This is a genomic window from Galactobacter sp. (genome assembly GCF_022712295.1).
Lineage (GTDB): Bacteria > Actinomycetota > Actinomycetes > Actinomycetales > Micrococcaceae > Galactobacter.
On the sequence record NZ_JALAGT010000111.1, the window covers coordinates 37,196 to 60,460 of the forward strand.

General features: G+C 66.1%; 21 protein-coding genes, 1 tRNA gene, 1 pseudogene and 1 riboswitch. Of the genes and pseudogenes, 9 read left to right on the forward strand and 14 right to left on the reverse strand.

The annotated features are described in order from the left end of the window. Positions 1-43 precede the first annotated feature (43 nt). Positions 44-958 (forward strand): aminodeoxychorismate lyase, encoded by a 915-nt coding sequence (locus tag Q0A15_RS08455; protein WP_291279089.1) that lies wholly within the window; start codon positions 44-46, stop codon positions 956-958. Positions 959-1,090: 132 nt separating this feature from the next. After that, positions 1,091-1,411, forward strand: a complete 321-nt coding sequence (locus tag Q0A15_RS08460) for a hypothetical protein (RefSeq protein WP_291279090.1) — start codon at positions 1,091-1,093, stop codon at positions 1,409-1,411. Positions 1,412-1,430: 19 nt separating this feature from the next. On the opposite strand, the gene Q0A15_RS08465 is transcribed toward Q0A15_RS08460, so the two are convergent. The 4 genes from Q0A15_RS08465 to Q0A15_RS08480 all read right to left on the reverse strand — a co-directional run bounded on the left by Q0A15_RS08465 (position 1,431) and on the right by Q0A15_RS08480 (position 5,984). Further along, positions 1,431-2,870, reverse strand: a complete 1,440-nt coding sequence (locus Q0A15_RS08465) for a hypothetical protein (protein WP_291279091.1) — start codon at positions 2,868-2,870, stop codon at positions 1,431-1,433. A 65-nt stretch (positions 2,871-2,935) separates the two neighbouring features. Next, positions 2,936-3,748: an energy-coupling factor transporter transmembrane protein EcfT gene (locus Q0A15_RS08470; RefSeq protein ID WP_291279092.1), complete on the reverse strand. Its 813-nt coding sequence runs from the start codon at positions 3,746-3,748 to the stop codon at positions 2,936-2,938. Beyond that, complete coding sequence (locus Q0A15_RS08475; protein WP_291279093.1) at positions 3,745-5,349, reverse strand: ABC transporter ATP-binding protein; 1,605 nt, start codon at positions 5,347-5,349, stop codon at positions 3,745-3,747. The genes Q0A15_RS08470 and Q0A15_RS08475 overlap by 4 nt, the downstream gene beginning before the upstream one ends. Before the next feature lie 14 nt (positions 5,350-5,363). Continuing rightward, entirely contained in the window at positions 5,364-5,984 is a 621-nt protein-coding gene (locus Q0A15_RS08480) for an ECF transporter S component (protein WP_291279094.1), read from the reverse strand. A gap of 57 nt (positions 5,985-6,041) precedes the next feature. Continuing rightward, a riboswitch (TPP riboswitch) is annotated at positions 6,042-6,155 on the reverse strand. Positions 6,156-6,260: 105 nt separating this feature from the next. Here Q0A15_RS08480 and Q0A15_RS08485 point away from each other — a divergent pair. Beyond that, complete coding sequence (locus Q0A15_RS08485; RefSeq protein ID WP_291279095.1) at positions 6,261-6,530, forward strand: DUF4235 domain-containing protein; 270 nt, start codon at positions 6,261-6,263, stop codon at positions 6,528-6,530. 50 nt (positions 6,531-6,580) lie between these two features. On the opposite strand, the gene mnhG is transcribed toward Q0A15_RS08485, so the two are convergent. The 6 genes and pseudogenes from mnhG to Q0A15_RS08515 form a co-directional block, all read right to left on the reverse strand. Next, a complete protein-coding gene (gene mnhG / locus Q0A15_RS08490) occupies positions 6,581-6,964 on the reverse strand; it encodes a monovalent cation/H(+) antiporter subunit G (RefSeq protein WP_291279096.1) in 384 nt (127 codons plus the stop codon). 3 nt (positions 6,965-6,967) lie between these two features. After that, positions 6,968-7,234: a monovalent cation/H+ antiporter complex subunit F gene (locus Q0A15_RS08495; RefSeq protein WP_291279097.1), complete on the reverse strand. Its 267-nt coding sequence runs from the start codon at positions 7,232-7,234 to the stop codon at positions 6,968-6,970. Next, positions 7,231-7,923: a Na+/H+ antiporter subunit E gene (locus Q0A15_RS08500; RefSeq protein WP_291279098.1), complete on the reverse strand. Its 693-nt coding sequence runs from the start codon at positions 7,921-7,923 to the stop codon at positions 7,231-7,233. The genes Q0A15_RS08495 and Q0A15_RS08500 overlap by 4 nt, the downstream gene beginning before the upstream one ends. After that, complete coding sequence (locus tag Q0A15_RS08505) at positions 7,923-9,596, reverse strand: Na+/H+ antiporter subunit D (protein WP_291279099.1); 1,674 nt, start codon at positions 9,594-9,596, stop codon at positions 7,923-7,925. The genes Q0A15_RS08500 and Q0A15_RS08505 overlap by 1 nt, the downstream gene beginning before the upstream one ends. 38 nt (positions 9,597-9,634) lie before the next feature. Further along, a pseudogene (locus tag Q0A15_RS08510) lies at positions 9,635-9,979 on the reverse strand (Na(+)/H(+) antiporter subunit C); the annotation flags it as partial. After that, positions 9,976-13,092, reverse strand: a complete 3,117-nt coding sequence (locus Q0A15_RS08515) for a Na+/H+ antiporter subunit A (protein ID WP_291279100.1) — start codon at positions 13,090-13,092, stop codon at positions 9,976-9,978. The pseudogene Q0A15_RS08510 and the gene Q0A15_RS08515, both read right to left, overlap by 4 nt. Positions 13,093-13,217: 125 nt before the next feature. On the opposite strand from Q0A15_RS08515, the gene Q0A15_RS08520 reads away from it, so the two are divergent. Continuing rightward, positions 13,218-14,549: an MFS transporter gene (locus Q0A15_RS08520; protein ID WP_291279101.1), complete on the forward strand. Its 1,332-nt coding sequence runs from the start codon at positions 13,218-13,220 to the stop codon at positions 14,547-14,549. Positions 14,550-14,574: 25 nt separating this feature from the next. Here Q0A15_RS08520 and dcd read toward each other — a convergent pair whose 3' ends face one another. After that, a complete protein-coding gene (gene dcd, locus Q0A15_RS08525) occupies positions 14,575-15,156 on the reverse strand; it encodes a dCTP deaminase (protein WP_291279102.1) in 582 nt (193 codons plus the stop codon). A 51-nt stretch (positions 15,157-15,207) separates the two neighbouring features. Here dcd and Q0A15_RS08530 point away from each other — a divergent pair, with 51 nt between their 5' ends. The 5 genes from Q0A15_RS08530 (at position 15,208) to Q0A15_RS08550 (ending at position 18,777) form a co-directional block, all read left to right on the forward strand. Then, positions 15,208-16,164: a hypothetical protein gene (locus Q0A15_RS08530; protein WP_291279103.1), complete on the forward strand. Its 957-nt coding sequence runs from the start codon at positions 15,208-15,210 to the stop codon at positions 16,162-16,164. Between the two features lie 42 nt (positions 16,165-16,206). Next, entirely contained in the window at positions 16,207-17,016 is an 810-nt protein-coding gene (locus Q0A15_RS08535; RefSeq protein ID WP_291279104.1) for a M15 family metallopeptidase, read from the forward strand. An 84-nt stretch (positions 17,017-17,100) separates the two neighbouring features. Further along, complete coding sequence (locus Q0A15_RS08540) at positions 17,101-17,553, forward strand: SseB family protein (protein ID WP_291279105.1); 453 nt, start codon at positions 17,101-17,103, stop codon at positions 17,551-17,553. Positions 17,554-17,661: 108 nt separating this feature from the next. Beyond that, positions 17,662-17,732: transfer RNA gene (locus Q0A15_RS08545), tRNA-Gly, on the forward strand. 115 nt (positions 17,733-17,847) lie between these two features. Next, positions 17,848-18,777, forward strand: a complete 930-nt coding sequence (locus Q0A15_RS08550; protein ID WP_291279106.1) for an AEC family transporter — start codon at positions 17,848-17,850, stop codon at positions 18,775-18,777. A gap of 65 nt (positions 18,778-18,842) precedes the next feature. On the opposite strand, the gene Q0A15_RS08555 is transcribed toward Q0A15_RS08550, so the two are convergent. The 3 genes from Q0A15_RS08555 to Q0A15_RS08565 form a co-directional block, all read right to left on the reverse strand. Next, positions 18,843-20,126 carry an MFS transporter gene (locus Q0A15_RS08555; RefSeq protein WP_291279107.1) on the reverse strand — a complete coding sequence of 428 codons (1,284 nt, stop codon included), beginning with the start codon at positions 20,124-20,126 and terminating at the stop codon, positions 18,843-18,845. Between the two features lie 143 nt (positions 20,127-20,269). Then, positions 20,270-22,201, reverse strand: a complete 1,932-nt coding sequence (locus Q0A15_RS08560; RefSeq protein WP_291279108.1) for an NHL domain-containing thioredoxin family protein — start codon at positions 22,199-22,201, stop codon at positions 20,270-20,272. A 117-nt stretch (positions 22,202-22,318) separates the two neighbouring features. After that, on the reverse strand, positions 22,319-23,265 hold a 947-nt coding region (locus Q0A15_RS08565), incomplete at its 5' end, for a cytochrome c oxidase assembly protein (protein ID WP_291279109.1).

A 23,265-nucleotide genomic window follows, 5' to 3' on the forward strand; every position in this document is an offset into this window, starting at 1 on the left:
TATCGGTAGCAGGCATCCGGCCGGTCGGTTCTACCATGAGGACATGCCCACAACACCTGAGACCGTGGTGCTCTCCGCCGTCATGTTGACCGAGGCCCACCCCAGAGGAGTGCTGGTGGATGTGGAGCAGCCGCAGTTGCTGCTCTCGGACCGGGCAGCGAGTCGTGGCGACGGAGTCTTCGAATCCCTGCTCCTGCGCCGCGGTGCACTACGTTCCCTCGAGGAGCACCTGGCCCGGCTGCGCCGCTCGGCTGAGGCGCTGCGCCTCCGCGGTCCGGATGACGCCGCGTGGAAGGCGGCGATCGGCACCTGCCTGGATGCCGCCGTCGGGCAGTGGGACGCGCCTACTGCACCCGAAGTCAGCGTGAAATTGGTGCTCTCGCGCGGCCCGGAGGGCCGTGGACAAGGCCCGACGGCGTGGGTCCTCGTGGCACCCGTGCCTCACCGGACCCGGTACGGGCCCGAGCGTGGGCTCAAGGTCATCACGTTGGACAGGGGGTATCCGGCAGGAATCGGGCAGCGCGCGCCGTGGCTTCTGATCGGCGTGAAGACGTTGTCCTACGCCGTGAATCTGGCGGCCCAGCGCTGGGCCGTGGAGCACGGCGCGGATGACGCGATCTTCGTCTCCACGGATGGAGTGGTCCTGGAGGGCGCGACGTCCTCGGTGATCCTGGCGAACGTCGGCCAGGACGGCGTTGTCACGCTGACCACCCCGGCGGACGAGGACGGCCTGCTCCCTGGCACCACCCAGGCGGCCGCCTTCCGGGTGGCCACGTCCCTCGGTTGGAGGGTGGAAGCACGGCGCGTGAGGGTTGATGACCTCGAGCGAGCCGACGCACTGTGGCTGGTTTCCTCTGTGCGGTTGGCCGCCGCGGTCACAGAGCTGGATGGGGTGAAGATCCCCTGCGACCCGAAACTGCATCGCCAGTTGTGGGAGGGATTGGACCGCGAGCTCTGATCGACGGTTAACAAAAGTAAAACGTTGTGACATAATGGTCTGCACCACTCGTGCTGTTGTCCTGGATCACATCTGATCCCAAGAGCACCGTTCAGTGGTCAAAGGAACTAGATCGACCAATGGAGGTCGTCGATGTCGATCAATGCAGCCGTCGTGAGCGCCGGAGGCGCTTCGGTGTTCCGACGCCCAACCACCCGTTCCTTGCAGCTGCTCTGCATGACTCCGGACCAGGTGGAACAGCTTGAACTTCCCACCACTCGTTCGGGGCACCGATACGCCGTCCAGAGCGTCGATGACCTGCTGGCCTCGGTGGTGTTCTCGATGCGCAACGACAGCCGACCGGTGCACGTGCTCCGCCCCAAGACCGCAGGAATCTTTGCCACCGGGTATCCGGCCGACCGCGTCGATCGGCTCCTCAAGCGACTGCGCGCCCAGGGCGCCCTCACCTACTGAACCTGTTCGGTCCGGGCCTTCAGAAAGTGTTGTAGGCCTTCCGAGACATGAAGACCCCGTGCCCCGTGCGGGTGTCCCAGCACGTCATCCCGGTGTCCAACATGGCGCAGACGTTGTCCCTGTAGTAGACGGTCTCCCCGTAGTCCATCTGATGCGGCTTGGCGTCCTCGGCCTGGAAACGCGCCAGGCTGTTGTGCTCCTGCAGCGAACTGTCGTCGCCACCCTCCAGATCGAACCACCACTGGCCGGAATTCGAGTCCGTGCTCTCGGGGTCGTCTCTGTAGGACAAAAGGCCACAGCCCTTGCTCGTCTCGGTGAACTCGCAGCCGATGTTCCCCGCCGGGCTCATCAGCATCGCCAGCCCTCCTTCGGATTCGTTGAGCTGCTGGGCGTTGGCGGGCCTTGGACCACCCGCACCAGGTGCACCACCGGCGTCGATCGCGGCACGCACCTGCGATGAAGGGAACGACAGAGAACTGCGGCCGTCATCACCCGAGGTCGGTAGCACCGTCACCGTGGAATCCACATAGTTGACGCCCTCCCTGGAGCTGGCTGCGACCACGTCGTAGTCGCCGGGGAGAGCGGCCAGCCGAACCTTGTCCTGGTCCGAGGGCAACGAGACGTTCTGCCCGTTGACCGTCACCGAGGACACAGGCTGGTCCACCACGAGCTCCTGCTCGGGTCCATCCGTGACCTTCCAGGACGCGCCGGACTGATCCTTTCGCCGCAGGTCGAAGGAGACCGGGAAGGTCTCGCTCGACTGGGTGAGATCCGCCTTGACCGTCACCTCGTCATCGTCCGCCGTCACGCTCTGGATCTCATAGCGTGTCGGGCGGTTCTTGGAGGCGGAATAGATCTCGGGGTCGAGGATGAGGTCCTCGCCGCTGACGGTATCGGGGCGCCAGATCTTCAGTGCGGTAGCGGCATCGCCGTCCACGAGTGCGTCCAAGTAGCCCTCGACCGTGTCCTGAGCCGCGACCGTATCCGTCTTGGTCTTGTGGTTATTTGTCACGGCCAGGACAACCACCACAGCCACCACGAGCACAACGGCGAGGACGGGCACCCACCACCAACGACGCCAGCCGGGAACCACCGGCGGAGTCGGCTTCCGCGCAGCCGACGCTCCCGCGTCGACCCCTTGAGCGGAGAAATTCGGCGCGGCCCAAGGAAGGACGGGCTCTCGGATGGACACGAAGGTCTCGTCCGGATCCGATTCCGGGATGGTGTGACGCTCCGGCATCGTGGAGCGCACCGATTCTCGACCTGGGTCCGGAACCGGGGGAAGGCCCACCCGAGTGGCTTCAGGATCCACCGGAAGACCTACCCGGGTGGCGTCGGGATCCACGGGGATCCCCACGTGAGTGGCATCCGGATCCCAGGTCAGCCCAACACGTGTGGCGTCGTCATCGTAGCCACCGGAACCCTCCCCAGACCGGCCCGCGGGTGACGGCTGCGCCATACGTATCCTGCTCCTCGACTCTTCAGGGGACGGCCTCCATCATGCCATCCCGCCGTGGTCCAGGTTCACCAAACGAGGTTCCAGGTGCCCAGCGTCACCGAGGTCACGACCGCCAGAACAGCCACGATGACGGATCCCAACAGAAGCACCAGGTCGGACGGCCCGGTCACCACCGGCCGCGCCCAGCTGCGAGCCCAGCCCCGCCCGGATCCTGCGAACCCCTTGGCATCCATGGTGGTGGCCAACCGCGTTCCACGCCGGATGGCCTGGACCAACAGTGCGAAGGCGACGGACACGAACCCGGCACCACTCAGTCCCCTGGCGCGCCGCGCCGAGGCCAGGATCCGCCATTCCTCGGTGAGTACGCCACCGAGCCGCAGCGCACCGAGGGCACCGAGCACAAAACGCACGGGCAGTCTCAGCCGTACGGCCAACCCGTCCGCCAGACGGGTCGCGTCGACACTGCCCAACAGGACCACTGCAGGCACGGCCACGGCCAGGGCACGCAGCCCCACCAACAGACCCAGGTAGAGCGACCCAGCGGTCACGGTGTAGGGGCCAAAAGCAAAGAGTTCCGGCCCCGAGTCGGTGGCGATGAGGGCCGTCCCCCAGACGGCCATGAGCCCACCGAGGACGAAGGCCAACACGAACAGGGCCAGGCGTTTGGGAGGTACCGAGGAGAACGGCAGCGCGATCACCGCTGCGGCCAACACCACGGCGGCCGTAGCAGGGTCCAGCGACACCACGATCGGCACGGCGAGCACCAGCGCGCAAGCTGCGATGATCAGCGGATCACGACGGGCCAACCAGGCACCAGGGCGCAGCTGCTGCGCGGCCTCGGCCGGGAATTCGACGGGGGCAATCACGGTTGCCTTCATGCTGCGCCGACCTCCTCTGCTCGTCCGGCTTCCACGAGGACCCGCCGGGCGCCAAGAGCCGCAGAGAACTCCTTGTCATGGGTCACGGCGATGATCCCGGTCCCACGGTCCAGTTCCTCCCCCAGCAACCGAACGAGGTCTCCCCAGGTGTTGGCGTCCTGCCCGAAGGTGGGTTCGTCCAGGACCAGTAGGCGTGGACGCGTAGCCAGTGCCGTACCGACCGAGAGCCGACGCTGCTGGCCACCGGAGAGCTGATACGGATTCAGTTCTGCGACGTGTTCCAGGTGCAATCGCCGCAGCAGGGATTCCACACGGGCCTCGATCTCGGCCTGGTCCAGTCCCACGCGTCGCGGTCCGAACGCGAGTTCGGCGCGCACGTTCCGCGTCAGGAATTGATGCTCGGGGTCCTGGAACACCATGCCGATGCTCTGGACCAGTTCCTTGGGTTTGAGCCGTTCGGGTTCCCTCGACGTCCCTCCGAGCAACGCCTCGGTTGCGGTGAGGTCACCGGAGCGTTTGCGCTGCAGGCCGGCCAGCGTCAGCGCTAGCGCGGTCTTCCCCTGGCCGTTGCTGCCCACCAGGCATACCGCCTCACCCGCGCGCACGTCCAGGTCGACATGCTCGACGGCGGCACTCACCTTGGTTCGTTTGCCCGCCCTGCGGGGCAGAGCAGCGCGGGTCGCGGAGAGGTCGCGTGCACTCAGCAGTACGTCGCCGTCTGGCCTTGACCCGAGTGGCCGAACGGCAGCACCCGGCACTCGGCCGGGCACTCTCACACCCGCGCTCACCAGGGTCTCCACGACCTCGGTCCGCCCGAGCAGTTCCGCCGGATTGCCGTCCGCCACCAAGCCGGCCGGCTCACCCGGTTCCGCCGCAGCCAGTACCATCAAACGGTCCACGTGGCCCAGCCACAAGTCCAAACGGTGCTCCACCACCATCACGGTGGCCCCGAGGTCACGCGCGGTCGACACGACGACCCGGCGCAGTTCCTCCGCGCCTTCCGGATCCAGGTTGGCCGTGGGCTCGTCCAGGAGCCACAGTCTGGGCCCCATGGTCAACAGCCCGGCGACGGCTAGACGCTGTTTCTGGCCGCCAGAGAGCGCGTTCGTGGAGTGGTTCAGGGGTTGTGTCCCCAGCCCGACGGCGGCGAGCGACGCCCGCACCCGCGGCCAGATGGCTGCGGGGTCGGTGCCGAGGTTCTCGGCTCCGAAGGCCACGTCGTCGCCCATCCGAGCCATGACCACCTGGGTCTCCGGATCCTGTTGGACCAGGCCGGCGCGCCCGGCGCTTGGCTGCTTGCCATCCACCGTGAGGCTGCCTGACATCCGGATTCCGTGGGGAGCCTCAGGATCGACGTTGTTCCCGTCGGCCTCCTCCGGTTCCAGAACGCCGGCCAGTGCATGCAACAGGGTGGATTTCCCGGCGCCGGAGGGCCCTGTTAGCAGGACGATCCGGCCAGGCTCCACTCGGAAGTCGAGCCCATCGAGAACCGGAACCTGGGAGCCAGCGGGCGTCAGCCCGAAGTCCTCGGCGACCACGGCGGCACCGGCCGCTGCCGACCACCGAGTACCGCCGTCGGGCAGAGAATCGCCGCTGGGCATGACGGAAAACGTCATCAGCCCAGCAAGGGCTCACGGTTGGCGCTGCGGGAGCGCAGCGCGGAGAGCGCTCCGGTGGCCGCGAGGCCCCGCGTGGCGAACCACATCAGCAGCCCGATCACCAGGCCGGACAGGGTCACGGACCCCACATACGCCCACTTCCAGACGGTGGAATACTCCGGGTACCAGTTGGCGATAAAGGCGTCGTTGATACCGCAGGCGAAACCGGTCAAAGCGCCGGCCAGAAGGCCCACCTGGATCCCGAAGCGCTTGTATCCGCCCGCGAGCGCGACACCCAGTTCGGCACCGGCACCCTGGATCAGGCCGGAGAGCAGCACCGTGGCTCCCCACGACGAACCGAAGACCGCGGAAATCACCGCAGCGACGATCTCGACGAACAGGCCGGCGCCCGGGCGACGCACCACCAAACCGGCCAGGACGCCGGGGAAGAGCCACAGGCCGCCCTTGAGACCGGACAGCGGGGGGAAGCCCACGAACACCGGGTCCCAGAGGTGATCGGCCCAGTTGACGACCGCGAAGATGACGCCGCCTGCCACCGCGAGCACGGCGGCGACCACGATGTCCACGGTTCGCCACCGAGCCACCTTGATGGGGGCAGACGTTGAAGTATCGGTCATGATGTCCTCCTTGAGTCCCCTGGTAAGGGGTGTTCAGGAGGGGAGGCGAGCGCGAGCCCACCCGAGATCTCGACTCCCTATCGCCGGTATGACCCGGATCAGGTTCGAGGGTCTGCGGACCGTATCCGCACTCTCAGCGCCTGTTCATGGGGCGCTCCCCTGTCGTATGTAGCAGCACCCATGATAGTCCACTTGGCGTTCGGGGTCTGAGCCCGATGCGTCATGAGCGGATAGGCTGGGGACCAGTTCAATGCACACCTCGTGAGGAGTCCCCAAGTGAAGCCCCTGATCAAGATTCTCTCGTCCGTGGCCGCCATCGTGGGCGGCATCGTGGGCGGCAAGATGCTCACCAAGACGTGGACGCAGGTCACCGGGGAAGACGCCCCAACCAAGAAGAACAAGGAAGCGCAGGCCGAACAGTCCGTCACCCGCGTGGCCGTCTTCACCGCCGCGTCAGCTGCCCTTGCCGTGGTCATCAAGCTCGGGACCCAGCGTGCGGGAGAACGGATCATCGCCCGGGGGAAGCAGAACCCGGAAGAGGTCTGAGAAGCATCGCTGGAAGAATGCCCGCCCGGTCATGACCGGGCGGGCATTACTCATTTCTTGGGTGCTTCGCTCTTGCCGGCGGCCTCTTCCGCGTATTGGACCACCTCGGCCAGATCATCAGAGACCAAGGTCCCGGAGTCCAAGTGCTTGGAACGGTAGGCGGCACGTCCCACCATGTGAGCGCTCACGGGAGCCGTCAGCGCCTGCAGCACGAAGATCAGCACAAGAATGGGCAGCCAGGACCACATGGACTGGTGCACGGCCACGGCCGCCAGCAGACAGGCCAGGCCGAGCACCTGCGGCTTCGTGGCCGCGTGCATGCGGGAGAGGATGTCGCCGAAGCGTAAGAGGCCGATGGCCGCGCCGAGGGACATGAGGCAGCCCACGATCATCAGCACGGACACGATGACGTCCCTGACCAGGATCCAGTCCATGACTCAACCCTCCTCTCGTGCGGCCACGGTGCGGGCCACGGTCACGGAACCGAGGAAGCCCACGGCAGCCACCAGCAGGACGAAGACCAAGTTGATCAGGTCGCCGGTCACGGCGGCACGAAGCAGCAGTGCGGACGCGATCACCACCAACAACACATCCGATGCCAGCATGCGGTCCAACAGACTGGGGCCGCGCACGATCCTGATGATGGCTGCTGCAGCGCCCGCTGCCAGCATGGCCGAGCAGACCCACACGATCACGGTGATCATCGGTGTCCCCCTTCCTTGGTTCCTGCATTGGTTCCTGCCGGTGCTTTCCGTGAACGCGTGAACGCCGCGTAGGCGTCCGCCACGGACTGTGAGGAGTCATCCGCGTCCCCAGCAGCGACGCGCTCCTGGTCTGCGGCAGAGCCCATGATCTTCACCAACCGTGCCTCGGTCCGCAGCACGGAGGCACGGAACCCTTCTGCCTGCTCCGGGGTCTTCACGTTGAGCACGTGCAAGAAGAGCACCGAGTTGCGTCGGTCCACCTCCACCACCAGCGAACCAGGAATCAGGGAGGTCACGTGCCCCACAGCCGTCAGCAGCAGGTCGTCACGACTGCGCAGCGGGACTCGGACCACCGCGTTGTGGACCTTGCGTCCCTGCGAGATCGCAACCCACAGCACCTGGAAGGAACCGAGCACCACCTGCCAGGCGAACCAGAGCAGGAAGAGCAGTCCCCAGCCCAGGTGGAAGCGACCGGAGAGTCGCACGGGTGGAAGCCGGAAGCTCCTCACCACGATCACGGACACGATCAGTCCGAAGATCAGATTGGCCGGGGACCAGTCCTGCCAGATGGCGCCCCAGACCAGGAGCAACCAGACCAGCAGTGGGAGTTCCACCAGCAGGCGGTGGGCCTCGGCGCGCCAATAGCCGCGCAACGCGCGGCGGTACCCGCGCCCTCGTGCAGATCTCATCAGTGCCCTCCCTCGTCACCGTCGTGAGCATCGGGGACGTTGCCGCCATGGTGTTCCGGGATCTCGTCGTCGGAATCCATGACGGTTTCGACGTAGTCGCTCGGATTCATGAGGCTGTGGGCGCTGCGTTCGGCGAAGTCGAACAGTGGACCGGCGAACACGGTCAGCGCGATACCCACCGCCACGAGCGCGCCCGTGGTCCAGACCATCACGGCAGGAAGCACCTTGGTGTCGCCGCGATGGGAATACTTGGACTCCGGCGTGTCAGCGACGACCTCGTAGGTGCGCACGCGAGCCCCGGACTCTGCGGTGGCCAGCAGCAGCGGATCCGGGCGTTCGGCCTGGGAGGCTGGCCGCCAGAAACCACGGTTGAACACACGGGCCACGGCCAGCAGCGTCAACAGCGAGGTGATCATCGAGGCGGCCACCAGCGTCCAGGACAACGGCGTGTCCAGTTGAACGCCGGCCTGCACCAGGCCCAACTTGCCCAGGAAGCCGGAGAACGGAGGGATACCGGCAAGGTTCATGGCCGGGATGAAGTAGAGCACCGCCAAGACCGGAGCCACCTTGAGCAACGAGCCAAGGCGGTCGAGGTTCGAGGTGGCCGCCCGACGTTCGATGAGGCCGACCACCAGGAAGAGCGACGTCTGCACCACGATGTGGTGTGCCACGTAGTAGATGGCAGCGGTGAGCCCGACCTCCGTTCCGGTGGCCAGGCCGAAGACCATGAAGCCGATGTGGCTGGTCAGGGTGAAGGAGAGCATTCGTTTGATGTCCGTCTGTGCCACGGCACCGAGGATCCCGACCACCATGGTGGCCGCCGCGACCCACATCAGCAGTATTGAGACATCATCGTCCGGGAAGAGCAGCGTCTCCGTACGGATCATCGCGTAGACGCCCACCTTGGTCAGCAGGCCAGCGAACACCGCCGTGACGGGCGCCGGAGCCGTTGGATAGGAGTCCGGCAACCAGAAGGACAGCGGGAAGACCGCGGCCTTGATCCCGAAGGCCGTCAGCAGCATCAGGTGCAGCACGGTCTGCGTGCCCAGGTCCAGATCCGCCAGCTTCCCCGACAGATCGGCCATGTTCACGGTTCCGGTTGCACCGTAGATCATGGCGATCGAGGTCAGGAACAACAGCGAGGAGATGATGGAGACCACCACGTAGGTGGTTCCGGCGCGGACCCGCTCCCGGGAACCGCCCAGGGTCAGCAGCACGTAGGAGGAGGTCAGAAGGATCTCGAAGCCCACGTAGAGGTTGAACAGGTCCCCGGCCAGGAAGGCGTTGGACACGCCCGCGATCAGGATCATGAAGGCAGGGAAGAAGACTGACACGGGTCCGTCCTCGTCGCCGTCGGCGGAGCCCTGAGCGGTCGCGTAGACCAACACGGCCAGGGACACCACGGAGGAGACCACCAGCATCAGCGCGCTGAACTCGTCCACCACCATGGTGATGCCGAAGGGCGGCGCCCAGCCGCCGAGGAATACGGCGGAGGCTCCGTGGACCCATGCCCACGCAAGCATCAGGGACTCGAGCACCAACACCGCCGACAGGGTGGAGATGGACACGATGCGCTGGGCGATCGCGTGCTTACGCAACACGAACGTCACGGCTGCAGCGAAGAGCGGAAGCAGGACCGCCAGCGGCGCCAGGAACGTCAGGTCGAGATTCATTCCGCACCGCCTTCCTCGTCGCGGCGAAGATTGAGTCGAACGCGCACGTCCTCGGGGTCCACCTGGACCTCGTCCCGGCGGGACAGCCACCAGGAGCGGTAGATCAGGCCGAGCATGAACGCCGTCATGGCGAACGTGATCACGATGGAGGTCAGGATCAGGGCCTGCGGAAGCGGATCAGAATAATCCTCAGCGGCGGCGGACTCGTCATAGATCGGTGCCAGCCCCGGGACCCCTCCCGTGGCCAGGATCAGCAGGTTCACGCCGTTGCCCAGCAGGATGATCCCCAACAGCACGCGCGTCAGGGAGCGTTCGGTGATGAGGTAGATCCCGGCTGCGACGAGCACGCCCATGATGACCAGCAGGGTCACGTTGACGGTCATTTCCCCTCCTCCCCTGAACGTGTGGTGGTGGCTGTGCCCGACGGCGGTGTCGGCGCCGTGGGGGGTTCGTCCGGCCCCGCGGGGGCCGGTTTCGCAGCCGACTTCGCGGCGACGACCGGCACCGCTCCGGTGGCGGGCGCGATGTCCGCGACCACGACGTCGCGCCGGTGGTCGATCTCCGCGCCCAAGGAGGTCAGGACGTCAAGCACCAGCCCGAGCACCACCAGGTACACGCCGATGTCGAAGGCCGTTCCTGTGACGAAGGTGTGCCACCCGAAGAACCAGAAATCGACGTGGGCCGATTGGAAGACGTGGCCGCCGAAGAAGACCGGGGCGACCACCGTCAGCGCCGCGATCCCGAGGCCGGTGCCCATCAGGGTACCCGGACCGATCCGGATGGCTTCGAAGAGCTCCACGCGGCCGCCGGCCAGGTAGCGCAGGGCCAGTGCGAGGCCGGCCACGAGGCCGCCGGAGAATCCGCCGCCCGGAGTGTTGTGTCCCGTCAGCAGCAGGTACACGGAGACCAACATCAGGGTGTGGAACATCAGCCTGGTGATGACCTCCACGATGATGGAGCGGCGCTCCGGGGCCAGCGTCTTACCGGCCACGAGCCAGTTGTTGCGCGGTTCGTCCTCCGCCACGGAGGCGAAAACCTTCGCGATGCGGTGACGAGTTCCCCGATTCAGGCTGCGGTCCACGCTGCCCACCGGGATGTCCCGGCGCCCCGGGACCCGGTCGCCACGCCCGGTCACGAAGATCAATGAGGCCACACCGGTGGCCGCTGCTGCAAGCACCGTGATCTCGCCGAAGGTGTCCCAACCACGCAGATCCACGAGGGTCACGTTGATGATGTTCTTGCCGTGGCCGCCCAGGTAGGCCAGATCCGGCATGGACAACGAGATGGGGTCGGCGGTGCGGGCGCTCATGGCGACGGCTGCGACCGCCACGACCACCAGGGCGAACCCGATGGAGATGATGGCCCGGATCAACCGGTTTCCGCGTTTGACCTGCTTCCGGCTGCCCGGTTCCCGTTTGCCGTCCATACGAGAGGGCAGAACACGCAAGGCAAGCACGATGGCGATGAGGGAGGCCGTCTCCACCAGCAACTGCGTCACGGCCAGGTCCGGGGCACCCTGGAAGGCGAAGATGGCAGCCATGCCGTATCCGGTCACGGACACCATGAGCACGGCCATGAAGCGCTTGTTGGCGCGCAGGGCTCCGACGGCCCCTGCGATCATGCACGCGCCGATGAAGACCTGGACCAGGCTGTCCGCCCAGACGATCTGGTCGCCGCTGGGCCAGGAGATGTCCAGCACCACTCCCGCGGCCAGCGGGGCCACCATGGCCACCGCCACGATCACCAGAACGTAGTAGCTCAACTGGCCGCGCTGCACGGTACCCGTGACCCAGGAAGCCACCCGGTCCGTGCCCGCAAGACAGGCCTGGTAAGCCCGGTCCGCGGCAAGCGGGAACTCGACCTTGGCCTGCGCCTTCTCGATGGGCTTCCTCGCGACGAAGAGGAGTATTCCGAGGACGATGACGATGGCACTCAGCCCGAGTGCAGGGGTGAAGCCGTGCCACAGTGCCAGATGCTCCACGTGTGCCTCATGACCGGGTGTTGCAAGCGACTCCGCATAGTGCTCGAGTGCGGGCGCCATCAGCCCGGGGACCAGTCCAAGGGCCACCGAGCACGCGGTGAGCAGCAGAACCGGCGCCGCCATCCAGAAGGGCGTGGCATGGCTCGGCGTGGCCGCGACCCCTGGTTTGGTCGCGAACGCGCCCCAGACGAAGCGTGCGGAATAGGCAAAGGTCAGGACCGATCCGAGCACCACGACCACCACCAGGCCGGCCGCGCCGGCGGAACTGAAGCCGGCGTCGTCGGGCAGTTCGAGCAGGGCGCCAAGCACGGATTCCTTGGCGACGAAGCCGAGCAGCGGCGGGAAACCCGCCATGGAGGCCGCCGAGAGGCAGGCTGCCCCGAAGAGCCACGGGTTGGAACGCCACAGACCGGAGAGACCGCGCAGGTCACGCGTTCCGGTCCCGTGATCGATGGCGCCCACGATCAGGAAGAGCGCCGACTTGAACAGCGCGTGCCCCACCACGAGCGCCAGCCCGGCCAGGGCCGCGGCGGGCGTGCCGAAGCCCACCACCAGCACCATCAGGCCCAGCTGGGAGACCGTGCCGTAGGCGAGGACCAGTTTGATGTCGTGCTGGCGCAGCGCCCGCCAGCCGCCCACCAGCAAGGTGGCCAGACCGAGCGTGATGACGATGGCCTGCCATGCCGTCTCACCGGCGTAGCCGGGTGCCAGGCGCGCCACCAGGTACACGCCCGCCTTCACCATCGCCGCAGCGTGAAGATAAGCGGAGACCGGGGTCGGTGCCGCCATGGCCCCGGGGAGCCAGAAGTGCAATGGAACGAGTGCCGACTTCGAGACGGCGCCGGCCAGGACCAGGACCAGCGAGGTGGAGACGAGTGCGGAACCGCTCAGCTCGGGGGCGGCCGCGACGATGTCCGTGAAATGCGTGCTCCCCGTGGCCACCGAGAGGCCGATCAGGCCCACCAGGAGGGCCAGGCCGCCCGCCGTGGTCACGATCAGCGCCTGCAGCGCAGAGAACCGGGCCTTGGCGTCTGCTCTGGTGAAGCCGATCAACAGGTAGGACAGGATGGTGGTGAATTCCCAGAAGACGAACATCACGATGACGTCCTCCGCCAGCACCAGGCCGAACATCGCTCCGGTGAAGGCGGTCAGGGAACCCGCGAATCCGGGGAGGCCGTCCTCATCCCCGTTGAAGTACTTTGCGCAATAGGCCAGCACCAGGGCCCCCACCCCGAGCACCAACAATGCAAGAACCGCGGACAACGCGTCCATGCGGAAATCGATCCCCACCCCCAACTGAGGAATCCAGTCGAACTCGAACGAGGGTGGGGCGTGCCCTCCCTGGTTCGCTGCCAACGGGTCCGCCTTGAGCACCTGCGGCAATCGGGTGGCCACCCACACCGCACCGCCGGCGGGGAAGAGTGCCAGCACCAAGAACGCCTTGGGCCCCATCCGGTTGACGAGCGGAGGCGCGATCAACCCCGCTAGTAGCAACATGATGAGGATCTCCGGCACGGTGCACACGCTCCTGTTCGTCGGGGAAAACCACCCGGCGGACGCCCGAGCTGCACAGACGGGCCAGAAAAAGACCACACGAGTGGGTAGTCCATTCTACATGGAAGACAATATCGTTTGATGACATGAGTGATACAGCCCGCCCGGGTCCCGAAGCCGCTCCGAGAGAGCGGTTACGTCTGGACCGCAAGATCGTTTCGTGGTCGCTGTGGGACGCGGGCTCCGCTGCGGTCAACGCCGTCATGACCACATTCGTCTTCACGGTGTACCTGACCTCGTCCCTCTTCGGGGACAAGGACGCCAATACGTCCGCTCTGTCCACGGGGATGACCATCACCGGCGTGATCATTGCGCTCGTGGCCCCGGTCCTCGGGTTACGGTCCGATCGCGGCGGTCGGCGCAAGTTCTGGCTGGCCGTCTACACCGGCATCATCGTGGTCTCGTGCGGGCTCTGCTTCTTCGTCCAGCCGTCTCACTCATTCCTCTGGCTTGGCATCATCCTGTTGTGCATGGCGACGCTTGGCGGGGAGCTGGCCAGCGTGAATTACTACGCGATGCTTCCGCAGATCTCCTCGCCAGCAACCATGGGTCGCGTCTCCGGGTTCGGTTGGTCCTTCGGCTACTTCGGCGGCATCCTCGCCTTGTCCTTGGTGCTGTTCCTGTTCGTCCAGCCGGCCTTCGATTGGCCCGGCGGATCGGACGAGAACGGGCTCAACCTACGGCTGGTCGCCGTCTTCTGCGCGGTGTGGACGCTCGCGTTCTCTCTGCCCGTGTTCTTCGCAGTGCCGGAAGTGGACTCGGTTCCCGGTCCCAAGCGCTCCGTCCTGGGTTCCTACAAGGAGTTGGGCCTGGTCATCGCCAAGTTCTGGCGAGAGGACCGCCCCACCCTGTATTTCCTCGGTGCCCAGGCCGTCTACCGCGACGGGCTTGCCGCCGTCTTCACGTTCGGCGGCGTCATCGCGGGCACCGTGTTCGGCATGGGCCAGGCAGACGTGATCATCTTCGCGATCGCCGGGAACGTGGTGGCCGCACTCGGCGCGCTGGCCGGTGGATGGTTGGAGGACCGTGTGGGCCCACGAGCCGTCATCAGCTTCTGCCTTGGCGGGCTGGTCCTCACGGGCTTCGGGATCTTCTTCTCCCCCGGCCCGTCCGGGTTCTGGGTTTTCGGGCTGGTGATGTGTGCACTCGTTGGACCCGCCCAGTCCTCCTCCCGGTCCTTCCTCGCCAGACGAGCCACGCCGCACACCGCGGGTGAACTCTTCGGCCTCTACACCACCACTGGGAGGGCCGTGTCCTTCCTGGCGCCGGCCCTGTTCACGCTCGGGGCTGTGATCGCCAAGGCGGCGGGTGTCACCGGTGAGGGCAATGCCACGCGTTACGGTGTGCTCGGCATCGTCGTGGTGCTGGCGCTGGGGCTCTTCCTGTTCTGGCTGGGCCGTGAACGCCGCAGGGCATGACCGGTCGGCGCCGACTACTGCGGGATCAGTCCCCGAGGAGCGTCCGATGGAAATTCAGGTGCGAACGCGAGGCCGTGGGGCCGCGCTGACCCATGTAACGGTTGAGGTTGTCCCCCGTGCCGTACGGGTGCTCCGCCGGTGATGAGAGGCGGAAGAAACACAACTGCCCGATCTTGGAGCCTGGCCACAGCTTGATGGGCAGGGTCGCCACGTTGGACAGCTCCAAGGTGACATGCCCCGTGAAGCCCGGATCCACGAATCCGGCCGTGGAGTGGGTCAAAAGCCCAAGCCTGCCCAGGGAGCTCTTGCCTTCCAACCGAGCCGCGACATCGTCGGGCAGCGTGACCTGTTCATACGTGGAACCGAGCACGAACTCGCCCGGGTGGAGCACGAAGGGCTCGTCGGGAGCCACCTCGACGAGTCGAGTCAACTCCGGCTGATCCTGTGACGGATCGATGTGGGCGTACTTGTGGTTGTCGAAGAGCCGGAAGTACCGGTCGATGCGCACGTCCACGGAGGACGGCTGGATCATCGAGGTGTCCAGCGGGTCCAGGCGGATACGGTCGGCGTCGAGTTCGGCGCGGATGTCACGATCTGAGAGGAGCACGCCCCCAAAACTACCGTGTGGGTGGGCTGATGCACGTGTTAATGTCCCTGCATGCGAATCACCCCGTTGATTCTGACGTCTGCAGCGGCCGTACTCCTGGTCGGCGTCGTCGGCTGCGACGGCTCGAAACCCGAGCGGGTGGAGGCCGCGGACGTCAGTCAGGCCAAGGGCCTGCCTCAGCTCCTGTCCACGATGCCCGCCGCCATCTCAACCGACACAGCCATCACGTTCAGTGCTGAGTCCGTTCTGGCCAAGGATGATGCCCTGTCGGACCTCAAGCAGGGGGTGCGGGGCATGGGTGCCCCGTCCTTGGCCCGTTACACACACGTTCTCAAGGAGGATCTGGCCATCGACCTCATGGGTGCCGACGTCGTCGTCACGGTGGGCGCCCCTCCGAAACAGGTCACCTTGATCAGTGGGGGGCAGGATGCGGAGGCCATCATCGAGGCCGCCAAGGAGCAAGGCTGGGAGGGCGACAAGGTCCTGAGCCAGGAGTTGGACATGCAGGGCAACGTCCTGACCGTCTCCGTTGGCCACATCCTGGCGAAGGGAGACTCCGTGATGTTGGGGGGCCAGTCCGCCGATCTCACGGCAAAGCCGGGGAACGTACCTGAATCGATGAAGGCCCTGTCGAAATGCCTCGGCTCCTCGCCGGTCGCGAGCATCGACGGGAGCGATGCGGTCGTCAGCGCTATCGGCCTGAAGCAGGGCTCGCCTGTTTCCGGTGTCATCTGCACCTTCGACACCAGCCGGTCAGCAGCGAAATCTCGCGGCGAGGGCATCGAGGAAGCTGTAGAGAACGACTTGAGCGTGACTCGGCTTCGGTACAGCGACATGCTGAGCGTCGACAAGGTCAGCCATCCGACGGCGACCACGAGCAGGGTCGATGTCAGCTTCCCGGACCAGCGGCCTCCGTCCGTGCTGTGGCAGATGCAGCAACGCCGTGACATCCCCGGTGTGAGCGGCCCCGACCCCTTGGATAGCTTGAGGGGCCGCTCCTCCCCGTAGGATGAATCGACACTCCGCAGCCCGACCACGATAGAGGTACCCGTGCCCACAGCCGGTCGGCCCATCCAGGTGACCGGGCCAAGCACCTTCAAGCGCATCGTCATCGGTACGTGCATCGTGATCATCATGACCGCCATCACCGTCATCGCCTTGAAGCTCGGGATGCGAGACGGAAGCCCGGCATCGCCGAACCCCGGTTCCCCGGCGTCGCCGACAACGGCACCGAGCACGGGCACGTCGGCCGAGCCCACCGTCGGCACCTTCGCCGCACCCAAGACCACCAAGGCGGCCGGTCACCGGACCGCTCCCACGGATCCATCCGATCTCGGGGTTCTCGTCAACAAGGAACATCCTCTGCGGCCCTCCACCTACGAGCCCAAGGATCTGGCGAGTCTGGGCGATGAGAAACTGCGCAAGCAGGCGGCCACAGCACTGCGTGAGCTGATCGCAGGAGCCAAGGAGGACGGTCATGCCCTCATGCTGGTCTCGGGGTATCGCTCCGCGGAGCGCCAGGAAAGCCTGCACCAGAGCTATGTGGAGCTCAATGGAAAGAAGAAGGCTGAGCGCTTCTCCGCCCGGGCCGGACAGAGCGAACATCAGACGGGCCTCGCAGCTGACGTCGGCAGCGGAACCTGCGACGTGAAGAAGTGCTTCGCCAACACCTATGCAGGCAAGTGGGTTGCCAAGCACGCCCATGAATACGGCTTCATCGTCCGATATCCCAAGGGGCAGGAGAAGGTCACGGGGTACGACTACGAGCCGTGGCACCTACGCTTCCTCGGCAGGGAGGTCACCGAGGACTACGTGGCCTCCGGAGCCAAGACCCTCGAGGCCTACTACGGCATCGAGTGAGCCCACCCTGTAGCGTGGAACCAGCCGCGGTCGCCAGGCCGCAGGCCACCTCGACCCAGATCCAATCCCTGACCAGGAGCGTGCATGACCGAGCAGCCGCAGAATTCCGAGCAGCCCAACGAGGACATCATGACCCCGTTCAACGACGTGGAGCGAGCCATCGTGGAGGGATCAGAGGGCAAGCTCTCGAACAACGACGTCCTGGCGAAGATCGCGTCCTCCAGCCTGTTCTTCCTCTCCACGGAGAAGATCGAGGACAAGACCCAGAATGTGATGCCTCTGATCCTGAAGGGTCCCGAGGAACAGCACTTCCTGGCGCTGTTCACCCATCCGGAACGCGTGGCGCAGCAGTTCATCGACTCCGCCCCGTACGCCGTATCCATCCCGGGCGCCGAGGCCTTCAAGCAGGCCGGATCCCTTGGCGTGGCCATCAATCCCGGTCACCCGATCGGCCTCATGCTCGACGCCTCGAACGTGTCCACCATCCAGGGGCTGCTCGCGGACGAGCCGGAGGGCCAGGACCCCGCCGGCGCCTGAATCCTCACATGAGATGAAGATGACCTGCCGGGGTAGGGCCCGATTGGACGGACCCTACCCCGGCCGGGTTATGCTTATATCGTCTGAGCCGGAATCCGGTTTGGTCGCGCGGCTGTAGCTCAATGGTAGAGCGCACGCTTCCCAAGCCTGATACGCGGGTTCGATTCCCGTCAGCCGCTCGCACACTGACTTGGCCTCGCACCGCATCTTTCGAAAGAAGAGCGGCGGCGGGGCTTTCGTGTGTCCCGACCCCGGATCCGTTGAGACGAGGCCCACCCACCAGAAAGGTGAACCATGTACGGCGTGCTCGAGGGTTTCGCGGCCATCTGGTTGGTCATCCTCACCGGCTACATCGTGGGCCGGATGGGCCTCTTGGGCCCGCACGGCCGCGAAGTGCTGAATATGCTCACGTTCTCCGTGGCATCGCCCGCACTGCTCTTCACCACCGTCGCCAAGGCCGACCCATACAGTGTGCTCGGCCCTCAGCTGGCGGTCGCCGGGCTCTCCGCCTGCGTGGTCCTGGCACTGTACTGGTTCGGGACCCGTTGGTGGCTGCGCCGGGATGCTGGAGAACGCACCATCGGGGCCATGTCGGCCTCCACCGTGAACTCGGCCAACCTCGGCCTTCCGATCGCCACCTACGTCCTGGGAGATCCCGCTTGGGCGGCGCCGGTGCTGCTGTTCCAGTTGGCCATCTTCACTCCAGTGAACCTCTCCATGATGGACGCCGCGACACAGCGCGCGGGCAAGGGGATCACGGGCGTACTCAAGGGCATCGTCACCAACCCGATGATCATCGGCGCCCTCGCCGGACTCGTGGTGAGTCTTCTGAAGTGGGACGTGCCCACCATCATCTGGACTCCCCTTGATGTCCTGGCCGGCGCCTCCGTCCCGGCCATGCTGCTGGCCTTCGGCATCTCCTTGGTGGGGTCCCGGCCGCTGCAGAAGGATCTGGGACGCCGCCGGGACGTGTGGTCCGCGGTGGGCATGAAACTGCTGCTCCACCCCGTGATCGCGTGGCTGCTGGCGACCTTCGTGTTCGGGATGGATTCGCAGCACGTCTACATCGCCGTGATCCTGGCCTGCCTCCCCACGGCCCAGAACATCTTCGTCAACGCCTCCCGCTACGACTCCGGCGTCACGATCGCCAAGGACACCGTGCTCGTCACGTCTGTGCTCGGCATCCCGGTGATGTTCCTCGTCGCCGCCCTGCTGGGCGGCTGATCGGGCGCCATGCCCGACGGCGGGTGCCCACCCACCGTCGGGCATGGCGCCTCGTTCTGACGGCGTCAGTCGGCGTTGCGGGGACGCCACCGCACGCGTTCGCGGGCCCGCGTGGTGTAGGTCTTCCAGCGGTCCCCCACCACCCCACGGTGTTCGCGTGACCAGAAGACGAGTGCCCAGAGCGCAGCGATGGTGCACACGCCCGTGCCGATGGTCAGCGCCCAACGGCCTCCGAACACCTCGGCGACCCATCCCATGATGGGCGAGCCGATGGGGGTCCCACCCTGAACCACCATGATGTAGAGCGCCATCACCCGGCCTCGATACTGAGGTGCCACGCTCATCTGGACGGTGACGTTGGCGGAGTTCAGGAACGTGATCGAGGCGAATCCGGTGGGGATCAACATCAGCGCGAACCACCAGAAGCCCGGCATCCACGCGGCGACCGCCCCGAAGACGCCGAAAAGCGCCGCACCGCCCACGGCCCATTTGACCCTTGATCCCTGCCGGCCGGCCGCGGCCAGTGCCCCGCCCAGGGTTCCGACGGCCATGATGGTCCCCACGATGCCGTAGGCGTCCGCCTCCGCGTGGAACACCGACGCCGTCATGACCGCGTTGTAGACGGGGAAGTTCATGCCGAACGTGCCCACCACGAACGCGAGGACGAAGACCATCACCAGCGTGCGGTCGTGCAGAACGTAGCTCAGCCCTTCCCGCAGCTGCCCCTTGTGGCGTTCCACCTTCACCGTGCCGCCGTAGAAGCGTTCGCGCTTCATGGCCATCAGCGCGCCGATCACGGCCACGTAGCTGGCAGCGTTGAGAACGAACATCCAGCCCGTTCCCACGGCGGCGATCAGCAGGCCGGAGAGTCCCGGCCCGATCAGCCGTGCGGCGTTGAAGCTCGTGGAGTTCAGGGAGACCGCGTTGGGAACCATGGGGTGCGCCACGAGTTCATTGACCAGCGCCTGCCGAGGCGGGTTGTCGAAGGACGTCACCACACCGAGGGCGAAGGCCAGCGCGTAGACGTGCCAGAGTTCCGCGGTGCCGGTGAGGACCAGGAGCCCCAGTGCAAGGGCGATGATCCCTGAGAGCGCCTGGGTGATCTTCAGAAGTTTGAGCTTGTCCATGCGGTCTGCGACCAGGCCGGCGTAGGGACTCAGGAAGAGCATGGGCAGGAATTGCAACCCGGTGACGATACCTGTGGCGGTTCCTGAGTGGTTGGTCAGCTCGGTGAGCACCAGCCAGTCCTGCGCGGTGCGCTGCATCCATGCGCCGGTGTTGGAGACCAATCCACCGAGGAACCACAGCCGGTAGTTGGGCTCCGACAACGAGGCGAACATGCGGCTCATGCCCACACCCCCATCCGGGTGTCCGTGATGGGGTCAGGGAAGCGCATACCGTCCTTGGGATTCAGTGATTGGCTAATCCCTATGGTGCCATGGTGGGCACCGGCGCAAAAGGACGCACCTCACCAACCGGCGTATGTGCCCACTCAGTTCAGGCCGCGCAGGTCCAGGTCCAGACGATCCTCGCCGCCGTCGGCCTGGATGATCGGGATGCCCCAGTCCTGCTGGTACAGGTGGCAGGCCGCGTGATCCGGGATAGGCTGTCCCTTCTCGCCGTCGCAAGAGGCTGCGCGGGCGGTGATGTGCAGAACGCCCTCGGTGACCTCGGGATTGAGCACGAGGTCGCGGGTGAGGCCCTGCGCGGTCCCGGCCCCCTCCAGAAGCAGCTCCTCCGGGGAGGAGGAGATCTTCAGCTGCGTGGGGTCACCCCAACGGTCGTCCAGCTTCTGGCCCGTGGGGGCGGAGAAGCGCACGGTCAGTGGGTAGGTTCCGGGTGCCACGGTGGTGGCCTTGCGCTGCGAACGGGAGGCCCCCTCGTCCACGGTCGCTACGTCGTGGGGCAGCGGGATCCGCACCAGCTGGTGACGATTGGTCTCCACGACCACCAACACCGGATCGCCGTCCACGGACGTATCGACGAGCACCTCGGAGGGTTCCGCGAGGTCGCGGGCCAGCGTGCCCACGGTCTGCGTGGCCGGATCGTAGCGACGCACCGCACCGTTGTAGGTGTCGGCCAGCGCGATGGAACCATCCGGCAGCACGGCGACACCCAGCGGATGCTGCAGACGGGCCTCAGCGGCCTCACCGTCGCGATACCCGAAATCATAGAGCCCCATCCCGATGGCGGTCTCCACGGACGCGACCGTGCCATCGTCTGCCAGGTGCAGCACGCGCAGGGCCGAGGTCTCGGAGTCCGCGGTCCAGACGTCGCCCTCGGTGTCCACGACCAGCCCGGAGGTCTGGGCGAACATCGATTCGGCGGCCGAGCCGTCCAGCAGTCCCTCGATGCCGGAACCGGCTTCGAGGGTGACGGTGGCGGTCACGGGATCGAAACCGAAGATCTGGTGGGTGCCTGCCATCGCGACGATGACGCGCCCGGCCTTCTCCGACCAGACCACGGACCAGGGGGAGGACAACGAGGTGTTCAGCGCGTCTCCGCCGAGTTCACGAGCCCAACCCGAAGCGGTACGGGCCTGCTCGGCGTCCAGCAGTCGCTGCACGCCGTTGCCTGCCACCGTGTCGACCTCACCGGTTGCGAGCACCACGGAACGCAGCCGGTGGTTCACGGTGTCAGCGACGAGCACGTCGTAACCGGCCGCCTCGGCAATGGCAGCGGGAAGCACCACCGCGGACTGCGGCTCGTTGAACCGAGCCTCCTCGGCGGATCCGTCAGCGAAACCCTTGGTGCCTGAGCCGATCACCTGCTCAACTGTGCTCAGGTCGTTACCAAGCACCACCAAGCGGTGGTGACCCGTGTCCACGATCAGGAACCGGCCGTCGGGCAGTTGGACCGCGGAGCCGGGGAATCGCAGATCGCCCTCCCGTGCCGGCGGGGCCACATACGGGCCGTCGCCGCGGTGCAGCGTGCCCTTGGCCTCGTGCTCGGCCACGAGCTCGCTGAGGAAGGAACGCAGACCGGCCACGTGTCCCTCACCGGAGAGGTGGGCCACGACGTAGCCCTCGGGGTCGATCACCACGAGCGTGGGCCAGGCACGAGCCGTGTAGGCCTGCCACGTGGACAGCTCCGGATCGTCCAGCACGGGGTGGTGGATCTCGTAGCGTTCCACGGCAGCGGCCAGGGCGTCGGGGTCCGCCTCGTGCTCGAACTTGGGCGAGTGCACACCGACCGTCACCAGGACGTCGGAGAACTCCTCCTCCAACGGGCGCAACTCGTCCAGGACGTGCAGGCAGTTGATGCAGCAGAAGGACCAGAAGTCCAACAGGACGATCTTCCCGCGCAGGCCGTTCAGGTCCAGGCTCTTGCCACCGGTGTTCAACCAGCCGCGGCCGGTGAGTTCGGAGGCGCGAACGCGGACGGCGGAACGCACCGAATCGGCACTCTGGGAGGTCTGAGTCACTTCGGTATCCCTTTTCGCTTGTCGGCTGACGTGGCTGCCTCCATGCTAGGCGGCGGACGCCGCGGTCGTCGCCTTGGTGACGTCAGGCGTCACATGAGATGCCCGACGACGTGTGGTTCAGCGTCCCTCGCGACGCTCACGTTCGCGGTCCTCGGCGGCCAGTTGCGCGAACATGTCGTTGTACGCGTTCAATTCGGCCTCCCCACTGCGATCAGCTGCACGGTCACGGCGCTTGGTCTCTCGCTCGTCCGAACGCGACCATGTCACCGCCACCCCGATGGCCAGCAGCAGCGTGGGAACCTCACCGATACCCCACATGAAGCCGGCGCCAAGGTGCTGATCCGCGATGGCGGACTCGCCCCAGGCCCTGCCCATGTTCCCGAACCAGTCGGGCTGCATCAGGATGTCGGAGGAGAGCAGGCTGATGGAGTAGAAGGCATGGAAGACCATGGTGGCCAACAGCATCACCAGCCGCATCGGGTATCCGGCACGGTGCGGCAACGGGTCGAGGCCGATCATGTTCACCGCGAAGATGTAGCCGGTGAACAGGAAGTGGGTGATCATCAGCTCGTGCCCCACGTGGTACTTCAGCGCCAGGCCGAAGAGATCCGTGGAGTAGAAGATGATGATGGAGCCGGCGAAGTTCACGCCGGCGAAGATCGGATTGGTGATGAGCTTGGACCACCACGAGTGGAGCATGGTCAGCGTCCACTCGCGAGGCCCCCGGGTGCCGTCCTGACGTGAGGCCATGGCGCGCAGCCCCAAGGCGATGGGTGAGCCGACCACCAGGAAGAACGGGGCCACCATGGTCAGGCCCATGTGGTCGATCATGTGGACGGAGAACAGGACCTGACTGTAGACCGCGAGGGCACCGGAGGTCAGGTAGAAAAGCACCGCAAGGCCGAGCATGAAGCTCAACATGCGCCATACCGGCCACTTGTCCCCGCGGCGGCGCAGGCGCACGAACCAGCGGAGGTAGGCGGCTGCCAGGAAGACGATCACGGCGACCCAGAGCCAATCGAAACGCCACTGGGTGATCCACCAGTCGCCCGTGTTCTCCGGAG